Annotated in this window: 16 protein-coding genes; 5 read left to right on the top strand and 11 right to left on the bottom strand. The window is 63.1% G+C overall.

The features are described 5' to 3' along the window. Positions 1 to 6: 6 nt before the first annotated feature. From C722_RS0122765 to C722_RS0122745, 5 genes are all read right to left on the bottom strand, one after another. The gene (locus C722_RS0122765) at positions 7 to 261 is read right to left on the bottom strand and encodes an acyl carrier protein (RefSeq protein ID WP_017642723.1); all 255 of its coding nucleotides are present in this window, start codon (positions 259 to 261) and stop codon (positions 7 to 9) included. A 10-nt stretch (positions 262 to 271) separates the two neighbouring features. Further along, positions 272 to 532: a phosphopantetheine-binding protein gene (locus tag C722_RS0122760; protein ID WP_017642722.1), complete on the bottom strand. Its 261-nt coding sequence runs from the start codon at positions 530 to 532 to the stop codon at positions 272 to 274. Beyond that, the gene (locus C722_RS0122755) at positions 525 to 1,292 is read right to left on the bottom strand and encodes a 1-acyl-sn-glycerol-3-phosphate acyltransferase (RefSeq protein ID WP_017642721.1); all 768 of its coding nucleotides are present in this window, start codon (positions 1,290 to 1,292) and stop codon (positions 525 to 527) included. Before C722_RS0122755 ends, C722_RS0122760 begins: the two co-directional genes overlap by 8 nt. Further along, the gene (locus C722_RS0122750; RefSeq protein WP_017642720.1) at positions 1,292 to 2,017 is read right to left on the bottom strand and encodes a beta-ketoacyl synthase chain length factor; all 726 of its coding nucleotides are present in this window, start codon (positions 2,015 to 2,017) and stop codon (positions 1,292 to 1,294) included. The genes C722_RS0122755 and C722_RS0122750 overlap by 1 nt, the downstream gene beginning before the upstream one ends. Before the next feature lie 351 nt (positions 2,018 to 2,368). Next, the gene (locus C722_RS0122745) at positions 2,369 to 3,646 is read right to left on the bottom strand and encodes an MFS transporter (protein WP_017642719.1); all 1,278 of its coding nucleotides are present in this window, start codon (positions 3,644 to 3,646) and stop codon (positions 2,369 to 2,371) included. A 107-nt stretch (positions 3,647 to 3,753) separates the two neighbouring features. On the opposite strand from C722_RS0122745, the gene C722_RS0122740 reads away from it, so the two are divergent. Beyond that, positions 3,754 to 4,659: a LysR substrate-binding domain-containing protein gene (locus C722_RS0122740; RefSeq protein ID WP_017642718.1), complete on the top strand. Its 906-nt coding sequence runs from the start codon at positions 3,754 to 3,756 to the stop codon at positions 4,657 to 4,659. A 60-nt stretch (positions 4,660 to 4,719) separates the two neighbouring features. Here C722_RS0122740 and C722_RS25960 read toward each other — a convergent pair whose 3' ends face one another. From C722_RS25960 to C722_RS0122725, 3 genes are all read right to left on the bottom strand, one after another. Beyond that, positions 4,720 to 6,315 (bottom strand): ATP-binding protein, encoded by a 1,596-nt coding sequence (locus C722_RS25960; protein ID WP_081594617.1) that lies wholly within the window; start codon positions 6,313 to 6,315, stop codon positions 4,720 to 4,722. A gap of 21 nt (positions 6,316 to 6,336) precedes the next feature. Continuing rightward, positions 6,337 to 8,202 carry a 3'-5' exonuclease gene (locus C722_RS0122730; RefSeq protein ID WP_017642716.1) on the bottom strand — a complete coding sequence of 622 codons (1,866 nt, stop codon included), beginning with the start codon at positions 8,200 to 8,202 and terminating at the stop codon, positions 6,337 to 6,339. 784 nt (positions 8,203 to 8,986) lie between these two features. After that, entirely contained in the window at positions 8,987 to 9,379 is a 393-nt protein-coding gene (locus C722_RS0122725; RefSeq protein ID WP_017642715.1) for a globin domain-containing protein, read from the bottom strand. Positions 9,380 to 9,593: 214 nt separating this feature from the next. Between C722_RS0122725 and C722_RS0122720 the strand changes: the two genes are divergently transcribed. Both C722_RS0122720 and C722_RS0122715 read left to right on the top strand, forming a co-directional pair. Further along, positions 9,594 to 10,286 carry a bacteriorhodopsin gene (locus C722_RS0122720; protein ID WP_017642714.1) on the top strand — a complete coding sequence of 231 codons (693 nt, stop codon included), beginning with the start codon at positions 9,594 to 9,596 and terminating at the stop codon, positions 10,284 to 10,286. A gap of 2 nt (positions 10,287 to 10,288) precedes the next feature. Continuing rightward, positions 10,289 to 11,140: a beta-carotene 15,15'-dioxygenase, Brp/Blh family gene (locus tag C722_RS0122715; protein WP_017642713.1), complete on the top strand. Its 852-nt coding sequence runs from the start codon at positions 10,289 to 10,291 to the stop codon at positions 11,138 to 11,140. Here the strand turns inward: C722_RS0122715 and C722_RS0122710 are convergent. Beyond that, positions 11,114 to 11,593 (bottom strand): Lrp/AsnC family transcriptional regulator, encoded by a 480-nt coding sequence (locus C722_RS0122710; RefSeq protein ID WP_017642712.1) that lies wholly within the window; start codon positions 11,591 to 11,593, stop codon positions 11,114 to 11,116. The two genes, C722_RS0122715 and C722_RS0122710, sit on opposite strands and share 27 nt — an antisense overlap. 444 nt (positions 11,594 to 12,037) lie before the next feature. Continuing rightward, a complete protein-coding gene (proP, locus tag C722_RS0122705) occupies positions 12,038 to 13,489 on the bottom strand; it encodes a glycine betaine/L-proline transporter ProP (RefSeq protein WP_017642711.1) in 1,452 nt (483 codons plus the stop codon). A gap of 126 nt (positions 13,490 to 13,615) precedes the next feature. On the opposite strand from proP, the gene C722_RS0122700 reads away from it, so the two are divergent. Both C722_RS0122700 and C722_RS0122695 read left to right on the top strand, forming a co-directional pair. Beyond that, entirely contained in the window at positions 13,616 to 14,692 is a 1,077-nt protein-coding gene (locus tag C722_RS0122700) for an aldo/keto reductase (RefSeq protein ID WP_017642710.1), read from the top strand. A 78-nt stretch (positions 14,693 to 14,770) separates the two neighbouring features. After that, positions 14,771 to 15,733, top strand: a complete 963-nt coding sequence (locus C722_RS0122695; RefSeq protein ID WP_017642709.1) for a DUF6515 family protein — start codon at positions 14,771 to 14,773, stop codon at positions 15,731 to 15,733. 3 nt (positions 15,734 to 15,736) lie between these two features. Here the strand turns inward: C722_RS0122695 and C722_RS0122690 are convergent, their stop codons facing one another. After that, positions 15,737 to 16,420, bottom strand: a complete 684-nt coding sequence (locus C722_RS0122690) for a class I SAM-dependent methyltransferase (RefSeq protein WP_017642708.1) — start codon at positions 16,418 to 16,420, stop codon at positions 15,737 to 15,739. Positions 16,421 to 16,679 lie beyond the last annotated feature (259 nt).

The following is a 16,679-nucleotide window of genomic DNA, read 5'->3' as shown; positions in this document are numbered from 1 at the left end:
GGCGGATCAGGCGTCCGCCTGGCTGATGCGATAGACAGCCTCGACCACGTCGCCCACGGTACGCACCTGGCGGAATTGCTCGGCGGCGATCTTGTGCCCGGTCTGGCGGCGCAGGTGGTCGATCAGGTCGACGGCGTCGATGCTGTCGATCTCCAGGTCCTCATAGAGGTTGGCTTCCAGGGTCACCCGCTCGGGCTCCAGCTCGAAGAGCTCGACCAGGGCGCTGCGCAGGGTCTCGAAGATGGCTTCACGGCTTTGCATGGCGATCTCCTCAGGCGGCGCGCTGGGCGGCCACGAAGGCCGCAAGGGCGTTGACGTTGGCGAAATGGGTGCGGGTGTCCTTGGCTTCGGCGTCGATGCGGATGCCGTAGCGCTTCTGGATCGCCAGGCCCAGCTCCAGGGCGTCCACCGAATCCAGGCCCAGGCCGTCGCCGAACAGGATCTGGTCGTCGCCGATATCGTCGACGGTGACGTCCTCGAGGCCGAGCGCCTCGATGATCAGGCTTTTGAGCTCAAGGTTGAGATCAGTCATGGTTGCCGGTTTCCTTCAGGTAGAGCTGGTGCAGCTGGTCGTTGAGTTCACGCGACGCCAGCGGCAGCGGCCGCCCGGCGAAGGTGGAGGGATCGATGTCGGCGCCGACGTCCAGCTGGAAGTCGAAGCGCCGGGAGGGGATGCGATACCAGGGCGTGGCCTTGGTCAGGGTGCTGGGCACCACGCGGATAGTGACCGGGGTGATGCAGCGGGCGCCGCGCAGGGCGATGGCCGCGGCGCCGCGATGGAAACGTGGGGGCTCGCCGGGGGTGGTGCGGGTGCCCTCGGGAAAGATGATCAGCGTCTGGCCCTCGCGCAGGGCGTCGGCGGCTTCGTCGAGCATTTCGGCGCTGCCGTTGTTGCTGATGTAGCCGGCCGCCTGGATCTGCCGCTTGAGGTAGGGGTTCTGCCAGAGCCCCTGCTTGACCACGCAATTGGCGTCGGGCACCAGGCCGATGAGCACCACCACGTCGATCAGCGAGGGGTGGTTGGCGATGATCAGCTGGCCCGGGCGGCCCAGGCGCTCGCGGCCCTGGATGCGCAGGTTCATCACCCGGGTCAGCACCATGAAGGCGACGAAGAAGCGGAACAGCCGGGCATTGGCCCGCCGCGCACGCTGACGCCGCTGCAGCGGATCGCCTGGCAGCACCAGCAGGATCGGCAGAATAAGCAAGCGGAAGACCAGGGCGCCGCAGCCGAACACCACGAAGTTGAGCCCCGTGGCCAGCAGCCGGTAGCCGTAGTCCAGCCGGCCAGTCATCAGCAGGTCTCCGCCTGCCAATGCCAGGCGCGCCCGGCATAGGCCAGGTGCCGGTCACCGCGGGCTTCCAGCAGGCGCAGCAATTCCAGGGCGTGCGGCCAGGCGCTGGTCGCGGCGTCCGCCGGGGCCGGCTCGCCGCTCAGGCCATGGCTGCTGCCAGGAGTGAGCAGCAGGCCCACGGCATAGGGAAAGGGAACGTCGTCGATCTGGGGCGCATAGAGGGTGGGCGGCGCCTCTTCGGCGATCACCACCAGCACCCCGCTGGCGCCTTCGGCGAGCAGGGTGGAGGCTTCCAGCACGGCGTGTTCGAGGCCATCGCGGCCGGTGGCCAGGGCATTCATCTCGCTGTGATCGCCGCGCAGGATCGACCATTGGCCGATGATGGCGTTGTGTACCGAAAGGCTGAACTGGGTCGGGGAGAGCGGCTCGCCGCGGGCCAGCTCCTGGAGGATGGCCAGGGTGCGCGGGGTCTCGCCGTGGCGCGAGGCGAAGATCAGCGGCAGCGGCTCGCCATGGGCGTCGGCCAACGGCCAGGCCACCTGGAAGGTCATGCGTGCCAGGCGACTCAGACGGCGGCGCTGCATGGCCGGCAGGAAGCTGGCATCGGGTTGGCTGCCGTCGTCCGCCGGACACCAGGGCGCGGCGCACCACTGCCGCCAGGCATCCTGGTCGCCAAGACCAGGCGCCCAGGCGCGCCAATCGCTAATCTGGAAATGTATGTTCACGGCTGAATCTACCCCGGAGCCTACGTGCTTGCCGTTTCATCTATCCCTGATGAGCAGGGTATTGCAGCGTTCGGCGCGCATTATCCAAGCGGCTATTACCCTAGGCAAACATTTGCATGAACTTTGCGAAGAGGTAGCAGTCGCCCGCATTGAGCCGGAAACAGGCTAGCGCGGTAGGGAAGCTGGAGCCCCTTGCAAGGGCGTGAAACGCCGCTCCGTGCGACGAGCGGCAGTGAAAGCCGGGATTTGGCGGGGGTGGGTGAACGTAAAAGCGAATTCGTCGCTGACGGTTATCGCGATCAGGGCTCCAGGGGTCGCGCCAAGGTCGTCCCCTTCACGACGGAGCGGTCGTCACGCCGCTGGCAGCGGCTGCAACTTCGAAAGACGGACGGCCACGGCCAGGGCCGCGAGCAACAGGGCGCCGATGAACAGGCCGACGCCGGTCCAGCCAGCCAGGTGCCAGCAGAAGCCACCCAGGGTGCCGGCCACGCTGGAGCCGGCGTAGTAGCTGAACAGATAGAGCGACGACGCCTGACCCCGCGCCTGGCGCGCGCGGCGACCCACCCAACTGCTGGCCACCGAATGGGCGCCGAAGAAACCGAAGGTGAACAGCAGCATCCCCGGCAGCACCAGCCACAGCGGGGTGAACAGGGTCAGCAGCAGACCGCACAGCTTGAGCACGATGGCGCCCGCGAATACCTGCCGCCGGCCGAAACGATCGGCCAGGCTGCCGAACTTGGCCGAGCTGTAGATCCCCGCCAGATAGACCAGCGAGAGGACGCCGATCCAGGCTTGGCTCAGGTGGTAGGGCTCGGCCAAGAGACGATAGGCGATGTAGTTGAACAGGGTGACGAAGGCGCCCATCAGCAGGAAGGCCTCCAGGAACAGCCAGGGCAGGCCGGCGTCGCGAAAGTGCAGGGCATAGCCGGCGAGCAGGCTGCGTGGCCGCAGGGGCCGCGGCTGGAAGCGCTTCGAAGCCGGCAGGCTACGCTTGAACAGCACCGCCGCCACCAGCGCCAGCACCCCCAGGGCGCCAAGGGCGATACGCCAGGACACGAAATCCACCAGGACTCCGCTGATCACCCGGCCGGACATCCCGCCCAGGGCGTTACCACTGATGTAGAGGCCCATGGCATAGCCCAGGTGTTCGGGATGCACCTCCTCGGCCAGGTAGGTCATGGCCACCGCCGCCACTCCGGCCAGTGACAGCCCCACCAGGGCCCGGGTCACCAGGATGCCGTCCCAGGTCGGCATCAGGGCGCTGAGTAGGGTGAAGGCGCCGGCGGCGAACAACGCATAGACCATCACCGACTTGCGGCCGATGGCATCGGAGATCGGCCCGGTCACCAGCAGGCCGCAGGCCATGAGGCCGGTGGCCAGGGAAAGCGACAGACTGCTGGCGGCAGCAGTGAGGCCAAAGGCCTGGGAAAAGATCGGCATCAGCGGCTGCACGCAATAGAGCAGGGCGAAGGTGGCGAAGCCGCCGCAGAACAGCGCCAGGGCGGTGCGCAGGAATTGCGGCGTACCCTTTTCGATGAAGGCGTCCGACGCGTGCTGCGGCTCATTGGCGGCAGGGCGGGTTTCCAGCGCAGGGGCAGGGGGCGTGGCGGACGACCGGGACGTGTTCACGGGTACCTCAAGGCAAGTCTGACCTCATCACCCTAGGCTGGTCGCTGTCATATATCCAATATATTGTCCGTCTCGATTGATAGGTTTTGCGACTCAATGGAGATGGCATGGAATTGCGACACCTGAGGTACTTCGTGGCGGTGGCTGAAGAACTGCACTTTGGTCGTGCGGCCCAGCGCCTCAACCTCTCCCAGCCGCCGCTTAGCCAGCAGATCCAGGCCCTGGAAGCCGAGCTGGGCACCCGCCTGCTGGAGCGCACCAACCGACGCGTCGCCCTGACCGATGCCGGCCGGCTGTTTCTCGATGAAGCCCGGCAGATCCTCCTGGCCAGCGAGCGCGCCGCCGAACGGGTCCGTCGCGCCGGGCGGGGCGAGACGGGGCAGCTGCAGGTGGGCTTCAGCGCCTCTTCACCCTTCGTCGCCACCATCCCCAAGACGCTGTTCGCCTATCGCCGCGCCTATCCCGAGGTGCGCCTGCAACTGCAGGAGATGAGCAGTCGCGAACAGATCGACGCTATGCTCGCCGGCAACCTGCAGATCGGCCTGATCCGCCCCATCGAACTGCCGGATTCCCTCGTGGCGGTCGAACTCTTCCGCGAACCCCTGGTGGTCGCCCTGAGACACGATCATCCCCTGGCGCAGCAGGGCAGCGGCCCGCTGCCCCTGGCCGCCCTCGCCGAGGAGCCCTTCGTCTACTTCCCCCGCAGCTTCGGCACCGGTCTCTACGACCAGTTGCTGACCCTCACCGCCCACGCCGGCTTCACTCCGCGCATCGTTCAGGAGGCCAGCGAAGTCCTCATCATCCTCGGCCTGGTCGCCGCCGGCCTCGGCGTCACCGTGCTGCCCGCCACCTACCAACGCACCCAAATGGAGGGGCTGGTGTATCGGAAGCTGGACGACCCGGAGGCGACCTCGGCGGTGTGGTTGCTCAGGCGCCGGGATGAGGTGTCGCCGCAGGCGGAGGCGTTTGTGGGGTTGTTGACAGTTCAAAAAATAAATAATCAAAGATTTTAATGTGTTATTTATATGTGGGGATATATGCCTTAGATTATTGATTTATAATTAAATTAGATGTTAAAACCTAAGTCCGAATAACAGTTTCATTAGTTTAGTTACTGTTTTCTGGTAATCGATTATCTGGGAGTCGGTTATCCCGATCGTGGCTCTTTCGTGTATGAGCTTGTTTCGTAGGCTGTAGTAATATCTGATTTTGTTTAGCTCTTCCTGAGGGATGTCTATGTGTTTAGTTATTTCGCTTATGACTTGATGTCTGGCTTTGAATAGGTTTGATATTTTGTTATCATCATAGATGTTTGGCTTGAAAATATCCGTCCTACTTACGATGAATTCTTTTAGTCCTATTTCTAGATTGCTGTCTAGAAGTATTAGTGCGGCTCTATTTTTTGTTTCGAGGCGTTGCTTCATTATGACTTCTATCAAGCCGAAAGACTCGACTAAGCCTAAGGTCCAAGGCTTTTCTAATAGAATTTTCTTGTTTTTAATTTTTAGTTCGTCAGATTTTGGAAGTGCTCTTACTCTGGGGAGCTTTGGCAGTACAATCTTCCTGTTTGAGAGAATTTCTTCTTTTGTGATCTTTTGATAGTCCCCGGAGGTATAGCTTAAAACACTCTCTTCCCAGTTGCCCTTTAATCTTCTGGAGAGTGAGCTGAAGTAACTTACTAAACTAATCAGGGTGGGTCTTATTTGGCTGAAGGATGGGTGATTGAAATTTATATTGCTTTTGCTGCTGTTCCAGGGCATTACCTCGGCTGGGCCTTGGAGCTTTACAATAACGCGACACAGTGATGCGTCTGGGTGTGGGACTCCTGCTTCGCTAGAAATGAAATATCCAACCTCTCTTGATTTTAGTTCTTTTGTTATAAGTCTATTGTTGCAGTAGATATAGACTCCATAGTTTTCTAATTCGGGATCTCGATCGGATATCAATCCAGCATTAATTTCTACAAGGACTTTGTGTTGGATTGTCGGATATATCTCTAGGTTTAATTGTCTTGGTTCAAATGTTGGCGGGTATGACCAGTTCTCGAACAGGCTTGGTGTGATTGTCGTGCCGTTGAGTCTTATCGTGCAGCCTTGATTTATAAACCAGGCGTAGGTTTCTGATAGCTGCGAAAATATTTGGGTGATATCATTTTCTGTAAAGCTTTGTCTGAGTTTCGATATGTCTACGGTGGTTGTCCCTGGGCCTATGTTTTCTATTTCGTAGGCGGCTAGGCTCCAGTCTTCTGATTCGATCCATTCTGTAGTGATGTCGACTTGGAATCCTTGTTCTTTCTTGAATCGGGTTCGGATTTCTACCCTTTCCCCTAATGCTATTCCAGCTCTTTTCCCTCCTACTCCAAATATTCCGATGAGTTCTTGGTTTGCTTTATTACCACTTGCCCCGGGTGCTACAAGTAACCTTAGTTGTGGCTCTTTTATTCCTCCTGCATTGTCTGTTACTGATATTATTTGGCGTTCTGCGTCTAGGTATATATCTATTTTTAAGTCGCCGGATTTTCCATTAGAAACCCCGCAGTCTATGGCGTTATCTACTAGTTCAAAAAGCCCTGTTCTCAAGCCATAATCGCTTATTATTGATAGGAAAAGCCTTTTTTCTGGGGTTCCGTCTATGATGTGGTGTTCTTTTTTATGGCTGTTATTATACATTTTGCCTCCCGGGTTAAGCTGTTAATTTGACTTGGATGTTTGAAGTTGGGATTGGCTGATGATTAGTTTTTTTGAAAAAACTGAGGGCTTCTGATACGTCATCACCAACCGATCAATCGCCCGCGTCATCGCCACATACAGCAACCGCGCCTCATCCGCTTCCGGCTCGTTCTGCCTGGGCATTTCGCCTAGTCCCGGAATCAGTACCAAGCCGAATTCCAGCCCTTTGCTGGAGTGCATGCTGACGATCTTCACGCTGTCTTCGGCGTCGTAGAGTTGGGCGCGGCCCTTGTTGCTGGCGCCGGAGCGGTAGGGGATGGCGGCCTTCTTGAGTTCGTATTCGGTCTGGTAGGCCTGGCTGGTGCTGCGGTAGAGGATGGCCATGTCGCTGAGCTGGCGGCCGTTTGCCTGTTCGTCGCGGATGCGGGCGATGAGCAGGTCCCATTCCTCGCGGTCGCTGCCGCACTGGATGAGTTCAGGGAAGGGGCCGCGGCGGCCGGCGCTTTCCGGGGCGATCAGGGGCACGCCGTCTTCGCTGGCGTCACGGCTGGTCAGCAGTTCGGTAGCGAAGGCGCGGGCGACGGCGAGGATCTCCACCGTGTTGCGGTAGTTGAGCTTGAGGATGGTGGTGCGGCCCTGGGCTTGGATGCCGACGCTGGCGAAGCTGAAGTCCAGCGCCTTCTTGCCGCCCTTGCCGCGGTAGATGGCCTGGGCGTCGTCATAGAGCACCAGCAGGGACTGGGTGCTGGGGTCGACCATCTGCACCACCAGCTGGAACCACTCGGGGGCGAAGTCGTGGCCTTCGTCGATCAGCACGGCGCTGTACTGACCGCGGGGGATCTGGCCGCGGTCGACGGCGTCGATGGTGCGCAGCACGTACTGCTCCATCTTGGCCGCTACCGGCAAGCGGTGGTCCGGCTTGTCCACCTGATAGGCGGTGAGCATCTCGGCGCACCAGGCGTGGAAGTTCTGCACCACCACCCGTTCGCCCAGGCCCTTCTGCTCGATCACCTGGCGTAGCCGCCCGGCCAGGGACTTGTTGTAGCAGAGCACCAGGATGGGTTTGACCGAGACCTTGGCCAGGTGGGCGCAGCGATAGCCGAGGATCATGGTCTTGCCACTGCCGGCGGCGCCGTGGATGACGCGGTGGCCGTCGCCCAGGGAGCGCGCCAGTTGTTCCTGCTGCAGGTCCATGACCTTGATCAGGCTGGGCAGCGGCGCCTCGGCGGCGTCGAACAGGCCGAATTGGCCGGGCTGGCTGTTGACCCGTACCGCGGGGTAGAGGTGATAACGCACCCGGTCGATCTGCGGCAGGCTGAGGGCGCAGGGAAAGACATGGGGGAACATGTCCCAGAGGCGTTGCTGGAAGGCTTCCGGGTCGGCGGATTCGGTCATCTCGTCCTGGAACAGCACGCGTTGGGGATCGAGGACGTCGACCAGATCGGTCTGCTCGAACTGGCGGCGGGTGATGCCGGTGAGCACCACGCCCCAGCCCCAGGGCATGATCAGTTGGCCCGGGTGAGGCGAGCTGGCGCTCTGGCGCAGCAACGGATCTTTCTTGAGTAGCAGGTCGACTTCAAGGATGTAGGAGCGGGCTTGCAGCAGGGGATTGGCGACGGTCTTGAGGCCGTCCTGGGTATGCAGCCGCACCTTGCCCGGGGTGACGGATTCCAGGGTGGCGAGCTTCCAGTCCTTGACCTCCAGCACCAGGATGCCGCGACGCGGATGAAGTACGACGAAATCCGGGTAGCGCGCCTTGGGGCCGACCGGGACGTTGCTCCAGCAGAGGTAGTCGTCTTCGAGCAGTTTTTCCAGGCGTTCGGCGAAGCGGCGTTCACCGGGGGTATCGAACTGGCATTGGCTGCGAGCGGGGAAAAAGCGGGCCATCGGTCATCCATTCCGAGAGGCGGCAGGGCGCGGTAAAGCGAGACCTGGCGCACAAAAAATCCTTTCGTCATACGTTAGCCAGACCGGCAAGGCGGGTAAAGCGAGGAAGGGCGTTTGGTGGGCGATTGGAGCGCTTGGCCGACCGATGGTGGCTGGCAGGTGGCCGGTATTGGGCTGTCTTGGGGGTATAGCGGTACTTCGGGGTTTGGTTTGCCCTCACCCCGGCCCTCTCCCGGGGGAGAGGGGGCGTTTGGATGAGGTGCGGTGCCTTGGGGTGTTGGGCTTCGACGATGGAGCTGTCTCAGCCCAACCTACGGGGTGTGGTTTGCCCTCACCCTGGCCCTCTTCCTGAGGGAGAGGGGCGTTAGGTAGGGTGCGGTGCCTTGGGGTGTTGGGCTTCGACGATGGAGCTGTCTCAGCCCAACCTACGAGGTCTGGTTTGCCTCACCCCGGCCCTCTCCGGAGGGAGAGGGGGCGTTTGGGTCGGATGCGTTGCTTTGGGGCGTTGGGCTTCGACGGTGGGGCTGTCTCAGCCCAACCTACGAGGTCTGGTTTGCCCTCACCCCGGCGCTCTCCCTGGGGGAGAGGGGGTGTTTGGGTGGGATGCGTTGCCTTGGGGTGTTGGGCTTCGACGGTGGAGCTGTCTCAGCCTAACCTACGGTGATGGGCTGCCCTCACCCCGACCCTCTCCCTAGGGGAGAGGGGGCGTTTGGGTGAGGTGCGTTGCGTTGGGGTGTTGGGCTTCGACGGTAGAGCTGTCTCAGCCCAACAATCAGGGCCCCGCTCAGTAGTAACGGCGCATCACCGCGATCCCCGCTTCCAGCACGCTTTGCCATTCCTGGCGCAGGGCGGGGGTGAAGTCGGCGTCGTGCTGGGCCAGGGTGGCGAGCAGGCAGTCGACCCAGAGTTCGTAGAGTTCGGGGCCGATGTCCAGCCGCGCCCTGCAATGGCTTTCGCCGAGCTGGCGCAGTTTGGTGGTGGGCATGCCGCGGGCCACCAGGACCAGGTTCATGATGCCGTGGCGCAGCAGCAGCTTCTGGGCAGCCATGTCGGTGTGGGCGAATTTCTCCTGTACCTGCGGCGAACTGGCGAGGAAGCGCTGATAGAAATCATCGAAGAAGGCGGGGCTGGCGCAGCAGCGTCCGTAGCTCAGCATCACGTTCTGGGCCGGCAGCATGCGGATTCCTGGGTGGGCACGAAACGGCGCAGCCTGCCTGAGCGCTGCTGAGGACGTCTTGATCCCGATCAAGGGGGACGCCGCGCGACTCTGAAACATTTTGAACCAACTCACACGGCGGCTTCTCTACCTTAAGCGCAGCGGTCGCCGAGAAACCCCTACTCCAGAGGGCCTGGCCCGTCAGTGCGCACCTATCGTCCCCCTGGAGAACCCCATGAGTCAGACCCCTCTGCTAATCGGCTTCGTCATCATGTCGCTCGCCTCCCTGGCCATCTATGCCAAGGGTGCGCACCGCGGTCCGCTGCGCGGTCATACCCTGGTTCACGCCGCCGTGCCCTTCATCGCCGCCACGGCCTATCTGGCCATGTACCTGGGGGTCGGCAACCTGATCAAGCCGGACGGCAGCATCACCTACGTCGCTCGCTACCTGGACTGGACCTTCACCACGCCGTTGCTGCTGGCCGGGGTGGTGAGTTCGGCCTACCTGGGTGCCCGCGAGCAAGAGGGACAAGGCGGCTTCGTGGCCTCCATCGTCACCCTGGACGTGGTAATGATCGTGACCGGTCTGGTGGCCTCTCTGGCACCGTACGGCACCATCAAGTGGGTATTCTTCGCCTGGTCCTGCGCGGCCTTTGTCGGAGTGCTCTATCTGCTGTGGAAACCGCTGGCGACCCTGGCCGGCCAGCAGGCCGCGATCGGTGCGGCCTACCGCAAGAACGTGGGCTTTCTCAGTGTGCTCTGGCTGATCTATCCGGTGGTTTTCGCCGTGGCGCCGGAGGGCGTCTGGGCGGTGAGTGACACTGCGACGGTCTGGGTCTTCCTGATCCTCGATGTGCTGGCCAAGGTGGTCTATGCCTTCACCTCCGAGCGCAATCTGCGCGCGGCCCTGGCGCGGACCGGCGTCTAAGGATGCAGGAGACCGGGCGAGGCTGGCTGGCGCTGGTGCTGAGCGCCGGGCTCGCCAGCCTGGCAGGCGGAGCCGGGCAACTGGCCTATGCCCTGGTGGTAGGCCTGGGTCTGGGCCTGCTGCATGGTGCCAGCGATCTGCGCCTGGTCGCACCCGGGCGGCGCCTGGTCTTTCTCGGCTGCTATCTGGCGACGGCCCTGGCCTGCCTGCTCTGCTGGCAACTGGCAGGCACGGCAGCGCTGCTGCTGTTCCTGCTACTCTCGGCCTGGCATTTCGCCCATGAAGACGAGCTGTTTCCCGGTCGGCTGACCTCGCTGGCCCTGGGGCTGTTCATCATTGGCGGTCCGGCGCTGGTGCACGAAGCCGCCGTCGCCCGGTTGCTGGCTCTGGCCATGGGGCCGACTGCTTCTCTGGCCCTCGCAGACTGGCTGGCCCGCGTGCTCGCCCTGGGTGGGCTGCTGGCGCTGCCGGTGCTACTGCTGGCGGCCTGGCAGCAGCGTTGCCCTAGGTTGGCGGTGACGCTGCTGGCCGTGGTGCTGGCGCCGCCGCTGGTGGGGTTCGCCCTGGGCTTCTATCTGCTGCACGCCGCGCCCCAGACCGGGGCGCGCCAACGTTTGTTGGGGGCGCCCACCTTCAAGGCCTATCTGCGTCTGACGTGGCCGATCCTGCTGGGCGCTGCGCTCTTCACCCTGGCCGGTGGCCTGGTGTTCCTGCTGCAGGAGCGTACCGGTATCCGCGCCCTGTTCGCCGTGCTGGCAGCCTTCGCCGTGCCACACATGCTGGTGCTGCCGCGCTTTCTCGTATCCGACGCTGAAACGCAGCCGCGCTCAAGACCGCAGGTGGTTGAGCGGTAGCTCGGTACTGGCCAGGATCTGGTTGAGTACAAAGCTCGACCGCACGCTGGAGACGCCCTCGATGCGCGTCAGGGTACCCAGCAGCAGCTGCTGGTAGTGCTCCATGTCGGGCACGACGACCTTGAGCTGGTAATCCGCATCCATGCCGGTGACCAGGCAGCACTCCAGCACCTCAGGACACTGGGCGATGATGGCCTGGAAGTTCTCGAAGCGCTCGGGGGTGTGTCTGTCCATGCCGATGAGGACGAAGGCGGTCAGCGACAGGCCGAGTTTCTTGCGATCCAGCAGGGCGACCTGACGGGTGATGTAGCCGCTGTCTTCCAGTTGCTTGACCCGTCGCGAGCAGGGGGAGGGCGATAGCCCGATGCGTTCGGCCAGTTCCTGATTGGACAGGCGCGCGTCGCGCTGCAGTTCTGCCAAGATTTTCAGATCGAAGCGATCGAGTTTGTCCATTCTGCATGCCTTGCGCTAGCCGATTGCGCTTAATCCTAGGTTTGTGGACATGGATTGCGCAAGAGGCAGGAAAGAAGCGGCACAACGCAACCCGCTGCCGGCCACAGGGGCGTAAGCTGAATTCAACTTCGATAGCCCGGTAGAGCTGTCCAACGAAGGTGCCCCAGGAGGGCCTTTCGCATAGCCAACGACGGTATCCCGTCCGCCGCGCCCGGGCCCGCCCAGGTCACCATTCCTGGTCGATCGCAGCCACCGTCACGAGCGGTGCGAGAGGACAACGAATTCAAGGGGAGGCCGCAAGGTCTCCCCTTTTCTTTTGCGTGGGATTTGGGGGGCGGGGAGGGCGTCTGGGGAAGGTTGGGTAAGGGGGAAGAGCATCGCGGCCATGGGCCGCTCCTACAGCGGTATATGCCTGTAGGAGCGGCCGCGATCAATCCGTGAAACTCACGCCTGCCCAGGCGGCTGCTTGTCCACGGTCAGGGGTGCGTCGCTGGCGAGGAACTCCCTGGCCTCTTCTTCGCTGGCTACCGAGGGTGGCGAACCGCGCAGGGGTTGGCCGGCGGTTTCGCGCACGGTCAGCATGGTCAGGATGCCGATCACGGCCGCGGCCATCAGGTAGTAGGCCGGCACCAGGGGGTCGCCGGTCTTTTCCACCAGCCAGGCGGTGACCAGCGGAGTGGTCCCGCCAAACAGCGACACCGAGATGTTGAAGGCGATGGATAGGGCGCTGTAGCGGATGGGGGTGTAGAACAGCGCCGGCAGGGTGGACGGCATGGTGCTGGTAAAGCAGGCCAGGGCCATGCCCAGCAGCATCAGGCCGAGGAAGATCAGCCAGTCGTGGCCGCTGCCGATCAGCTTGAGGCAGGGAATCGCCAGGACCAGGATCGCCACGCACGCACCAATGATCATCGGCTTGCGCCCCAAGCGGTCGCTGAAGAAACCGCCCAGGATGTTGAGCGGCATCATCACCACCATGACGATGAGGATCAGCAGCAGACCCTTGGTCTCGGCGTAGCCCATGGTCACCGCCAGATAGCTGGGCATGTAGGTCAGCAGCATGTAGTCGGTGACGTTGAACACCAACACCAGGCCGACGCACTTGAGCAGCGCGACCCGATGCAGGGTGAACAGCTCGCGCAGACTGTGTGCCGGACCGTCCGCGGCCTTGCCTTCGTTGGCCTCGGTGTGGGCCTTGAACGCCGGGGTCTCTTCCAGCTTCAGGCGCATGTAGAGGCCGAGCAGGCCGAGGGGACCGGCGATGAAGAAGGGCACCCGCCAGCCCCAGTCGAGCAACTGTTCCTGGGTCAGGGCCGCGGTGAGCGCCGTGACCGTTCCCGCGCCGGCGATATAGCCAGCCAGGGTGCCGAATTCCAGCCAGCTGCCCATGCGTCCGCGGGTCTTGTCGGTGGCGTACTCGGCGATGAAGGTCGCCGCTCCCCCGTATTCACCGCCGGTGGAGAAGCCTTGGACGACACGTGCCAGCAGCAGCAGGGCAGGCGCCCAGATGCCGATGCTCTCGTAGCTGGGGATGAGGCCGATGCTGAAGGTGCCCAGGGCCATCATGATCATGGTCAGGGCCAGCACCTTCTGGCGACCGTACTTGTCGCCCAGGGGGCCGAACACCATGCCGCCGAGGGGGCGGACCAGAAAGGCCACGGTAAAGGTGGCGAAGGTGGCGATCAGCTGGGCGGCGGCATCGCCGTCGGGAAAGAAGACCTTGCCAAGGGTCACGGCCAGGTAGCCATAGACGCCGAAATCGAACCACTCCATGGCATTGCCAAGGGCGGCGGCGCCGACGGCGCGCTTGACCAGGGAATTGTCGACGATGGTGAGGTCGTCCGGCTTTACCTCATGGCGACGCTTGAACCAGCCAACGTGATGATGGTGTTTCGACATGTGTTTTCCTCCTTGCGTGGGGCCATAGACCCAAGCGGACCGCTGTAAGTGCGATTCCTGTGCGGTTGAAACTTGCCGAACACGCCTGGAGTCGACCCTTTATCGGTAAAAACTCTTGGAGGTTCCATGCAATATCGTCCGCTCGGCCACTCCGGCCTGCTGGTTTCCCAACTCGCCCTCGGCACCCTGCAGGTGGGTGGTCGCGATGGATTCGAGAAGTGCGGGGGCATCGACCTGCGCACCCTGCGGCGGCTGTTCGACATCGCCTTCGACGCCGGGGTGAATCTGGTGGATACCGCCGATCTGTATTCCTACGGCCTGGCCGAGGAACTCGTCGGCCAGGCCCTGGGCGACAAGCGCGACGGCATCCTGCTGGCGTCCAAGGGGCGGAGCGCCATGAGCGACGACCCCAACGACAGCGGCGCTTCGCGCTATCACCTGATCCGCGCCTGCGAGAACAGCCTGCGCCGGCTGGGCACCGATCACCTGGATCTCTACCAGCTGCACAACTGGGACGGGGTCACCCCCATCGAAGAGACGCTGGAGGCCATGACCCACCTGGTGCAAAGCGGCAAGGTGCGCTACTTCGGCACCAGCAACTACACCGGCTGGCAAATGATGAAGACCCTCGGCAAGGCTGAGCTGCACGGCTTCATCAAGCCGGTCAGCCAGCAGATCTATTACACCCCGGAATCCCGCGAGGCGGAGTACGAACTGTTGCCGTTGGCCCTCGACCAGGAGGTCGGCACCCTGGTCTGGGGCCCCATGGGCGAAGGTCTGCTGACCGGATCGACCCTCCGCGGCAAGCCTGCACCGCAGGGGACGCGCCAGGGCAGCGATTGGCCCGAGCCCTATGTACACGATCCCGAACGCGCCCTGGACATCATCGAGACCCTGGCCGCGGTGGGCGATGCCCATGGCGTCTCGGTGGCCCAGGTCTGCCTGGCCTGGCTCAGGGATCGCCCGGGCATCACCAGCCTGATCGTCGGTGCCCGCAGCGAGGCCCAGCTGCACGACAACCTGGCGGCCATGGAGCTGGCGCTGACGGCAGAGGAGTCCGCGCGGATCGAGGCGGCGACCCGTCGCGAGCCGCTGTATCCCTATTGGCACCGCATCGTCGCCGGGATGGATCGACTGGATCCGGCCGAGCAGCCGTTCCTGGCCGAGCAGCGCAAGACCCTGGAGCAGCGCCGCGACAAATAGGGCGAGCGGCTAACGGCCGGGCTGGGGGAGGGTCCAAGCCTTGGGGTACTCTGGGCCATCCCCTCGTGGAGCCGTGCGATGAAATCGCCTGCCGTGCTGTTCGCGCTTGTCTTCTCCGGCGTTTCGCTCTGGAGCATCGCGCCCGCCTGGGCCGATAACAACTATCGCCTGGGCGGCGTCTATGTGAATCCGCCGCCGGGCGCCCAGCCGCCACCCGTCATTCCCCCAGGCAATGCTGGGCGCTGGCAGGGCCGCGGTCAGGGTGACTGGAATGGCGGCTCGCCCGGACGCGGCAATGGTCCAGCCCTGGAGCGCTGGGAGCGCAACGATCCACCACCGCCGCGACCAGGCTATCAGCCGGCCTGGCAAGACCGCCCCGTCCCGCTGCCGCGTCCAGGCTACATGATGCCGGCGCCTGACCAGCCCGGTCGGAATTATCCGCCGCCGCCACCCCCACGACCGGAGCGGGACCCGCATTGGTCCGGCCCGCGTCCCGGTTGGGGCGCTAATCCCCAGTGGCGACCCGGTTTCGAGGTACCGGGCGTGCCGGCCGGTTTCACCCGCGTCTGGTATCGGGACAGTCAGTATTACTACGCCGACGGCTACTGGTATCGGCCCCAGGGGCCGCGCTATGTGGTGACCCTGCCGCCGACCGGGGTACGCGTCAGCGTCTTGCCGGCCTTTGCCGAAACGCTGTGGATGGGCGGCACCACCTACTATTTCGCCGCGGGCAGCTATTACCGCACCGATCCGGGCGGCGGCTTCGTCACCGTCGCCGATCCCAACGTCGCTGCAGTACCGACCACGACGGCAGCGCCTGCCGGGACCGGCTACGATGCCTATGACGTTACCGCCTATCCCTTGCAGGGCCAGCCGCCCGAACGCTACGCCACGGATCGCTACGATTGCCGCCGCTACGCCGCCGGCGAGTCGGGCTTCGATCCCGAACGACCCGGTGCGGTTGGCGATCCCTACCTGACCCAGCGTTTCCGCCAAGCCCTGGCCGCCTGCCTGGCGAGGCGTGGGTATCGGGTGGAGTAGCGCTCAGTCGTTGGTCAGCTGCACCAGGGTGAACAGCCCAAAGGGCGGCACGCTGCTGCGACTGGCGCGGCGCAGGTCTTCGCGGGAAAGGATGGAGTCCATGGCGAAGTCAGGGTGCCAGCCCAGCTTGCGCGAGGCCGGCGCCAGGGTCTTTTCCGCCAGCAGGCGCAGGCCGCTCTCGGCCTGGAAGTGATTGACCAGCAAGAGGTGGCCGCCCGGCTTCACCACGCGCCGCATCTCCTGCATCAGCTTGCGCGGATTGGGCACCACGGAGGCCACGAACATGGCCACGGCGATATCGAAAGAGCCGGTGGGCAGGCCGGTTTCCTCGGCATTGGCTTCGAGCAGCGCCTCCACCGTGGTGATCTCGTCGCGCGCGACCCGCTCCCGCGCCTTGGCCAGCATGTCCGGCGAGAGATCGATCCCGGTGACGCGCTTGTCGGCGCCATAGTGCGGCAGGGCCAGCCCCGTCCCTACCCCTACTTCCAGCACCCGGGTGCCCGCCAGGGCATTGACCGCTGCCACTGCCCGCTTGCGACCGGGCGCAGAGACGCCACCAAACACTCGATCGTAGACATTGGCCCAGCGCCGGTAGGCGGAAATGATGGCGGCATTGTCCAGCGCGGAGTGCGGTGCGGACGTGTCGGCGGTATCTAGCGAATAATCGATTTTCTTCGAGTCGTGCATAGCGGCCTTGTCATTGTCGGTAGATGAAAGCAGGGGCGTTACGGAGCTAACTCGGAGCGGCGTCCGATGGTGGGAAGTACATGCCAATGAGCGAAGCGTAAGCAGCTTCGTTATCGCTCGTGTTTTCTGTAATAGGGTTTGCCACCTGTCTCCTATTCGCAGCAGAACACCCCTAGATCATTTGGATGCTTGATATGGATCTCATCAGGCAAGTGATCTTCTTGTTTTAAAACAATTTATAGGTACTTGGCTAGTTTGT

The organism is Pseudomonas sp. 313, assembly GCF_000316965.1.
Classification (GTDB): domain Bacteria; phylum Pseudomonadota; class Gammaproteobacteria; order Pseudomonadales; family Pseudomonadaceae; genus Chryseomonas; species Chryseomonas benzopyrenica.
This window is presented reverse-complemented; position numbering and strand designations above follow the sequence as displayed.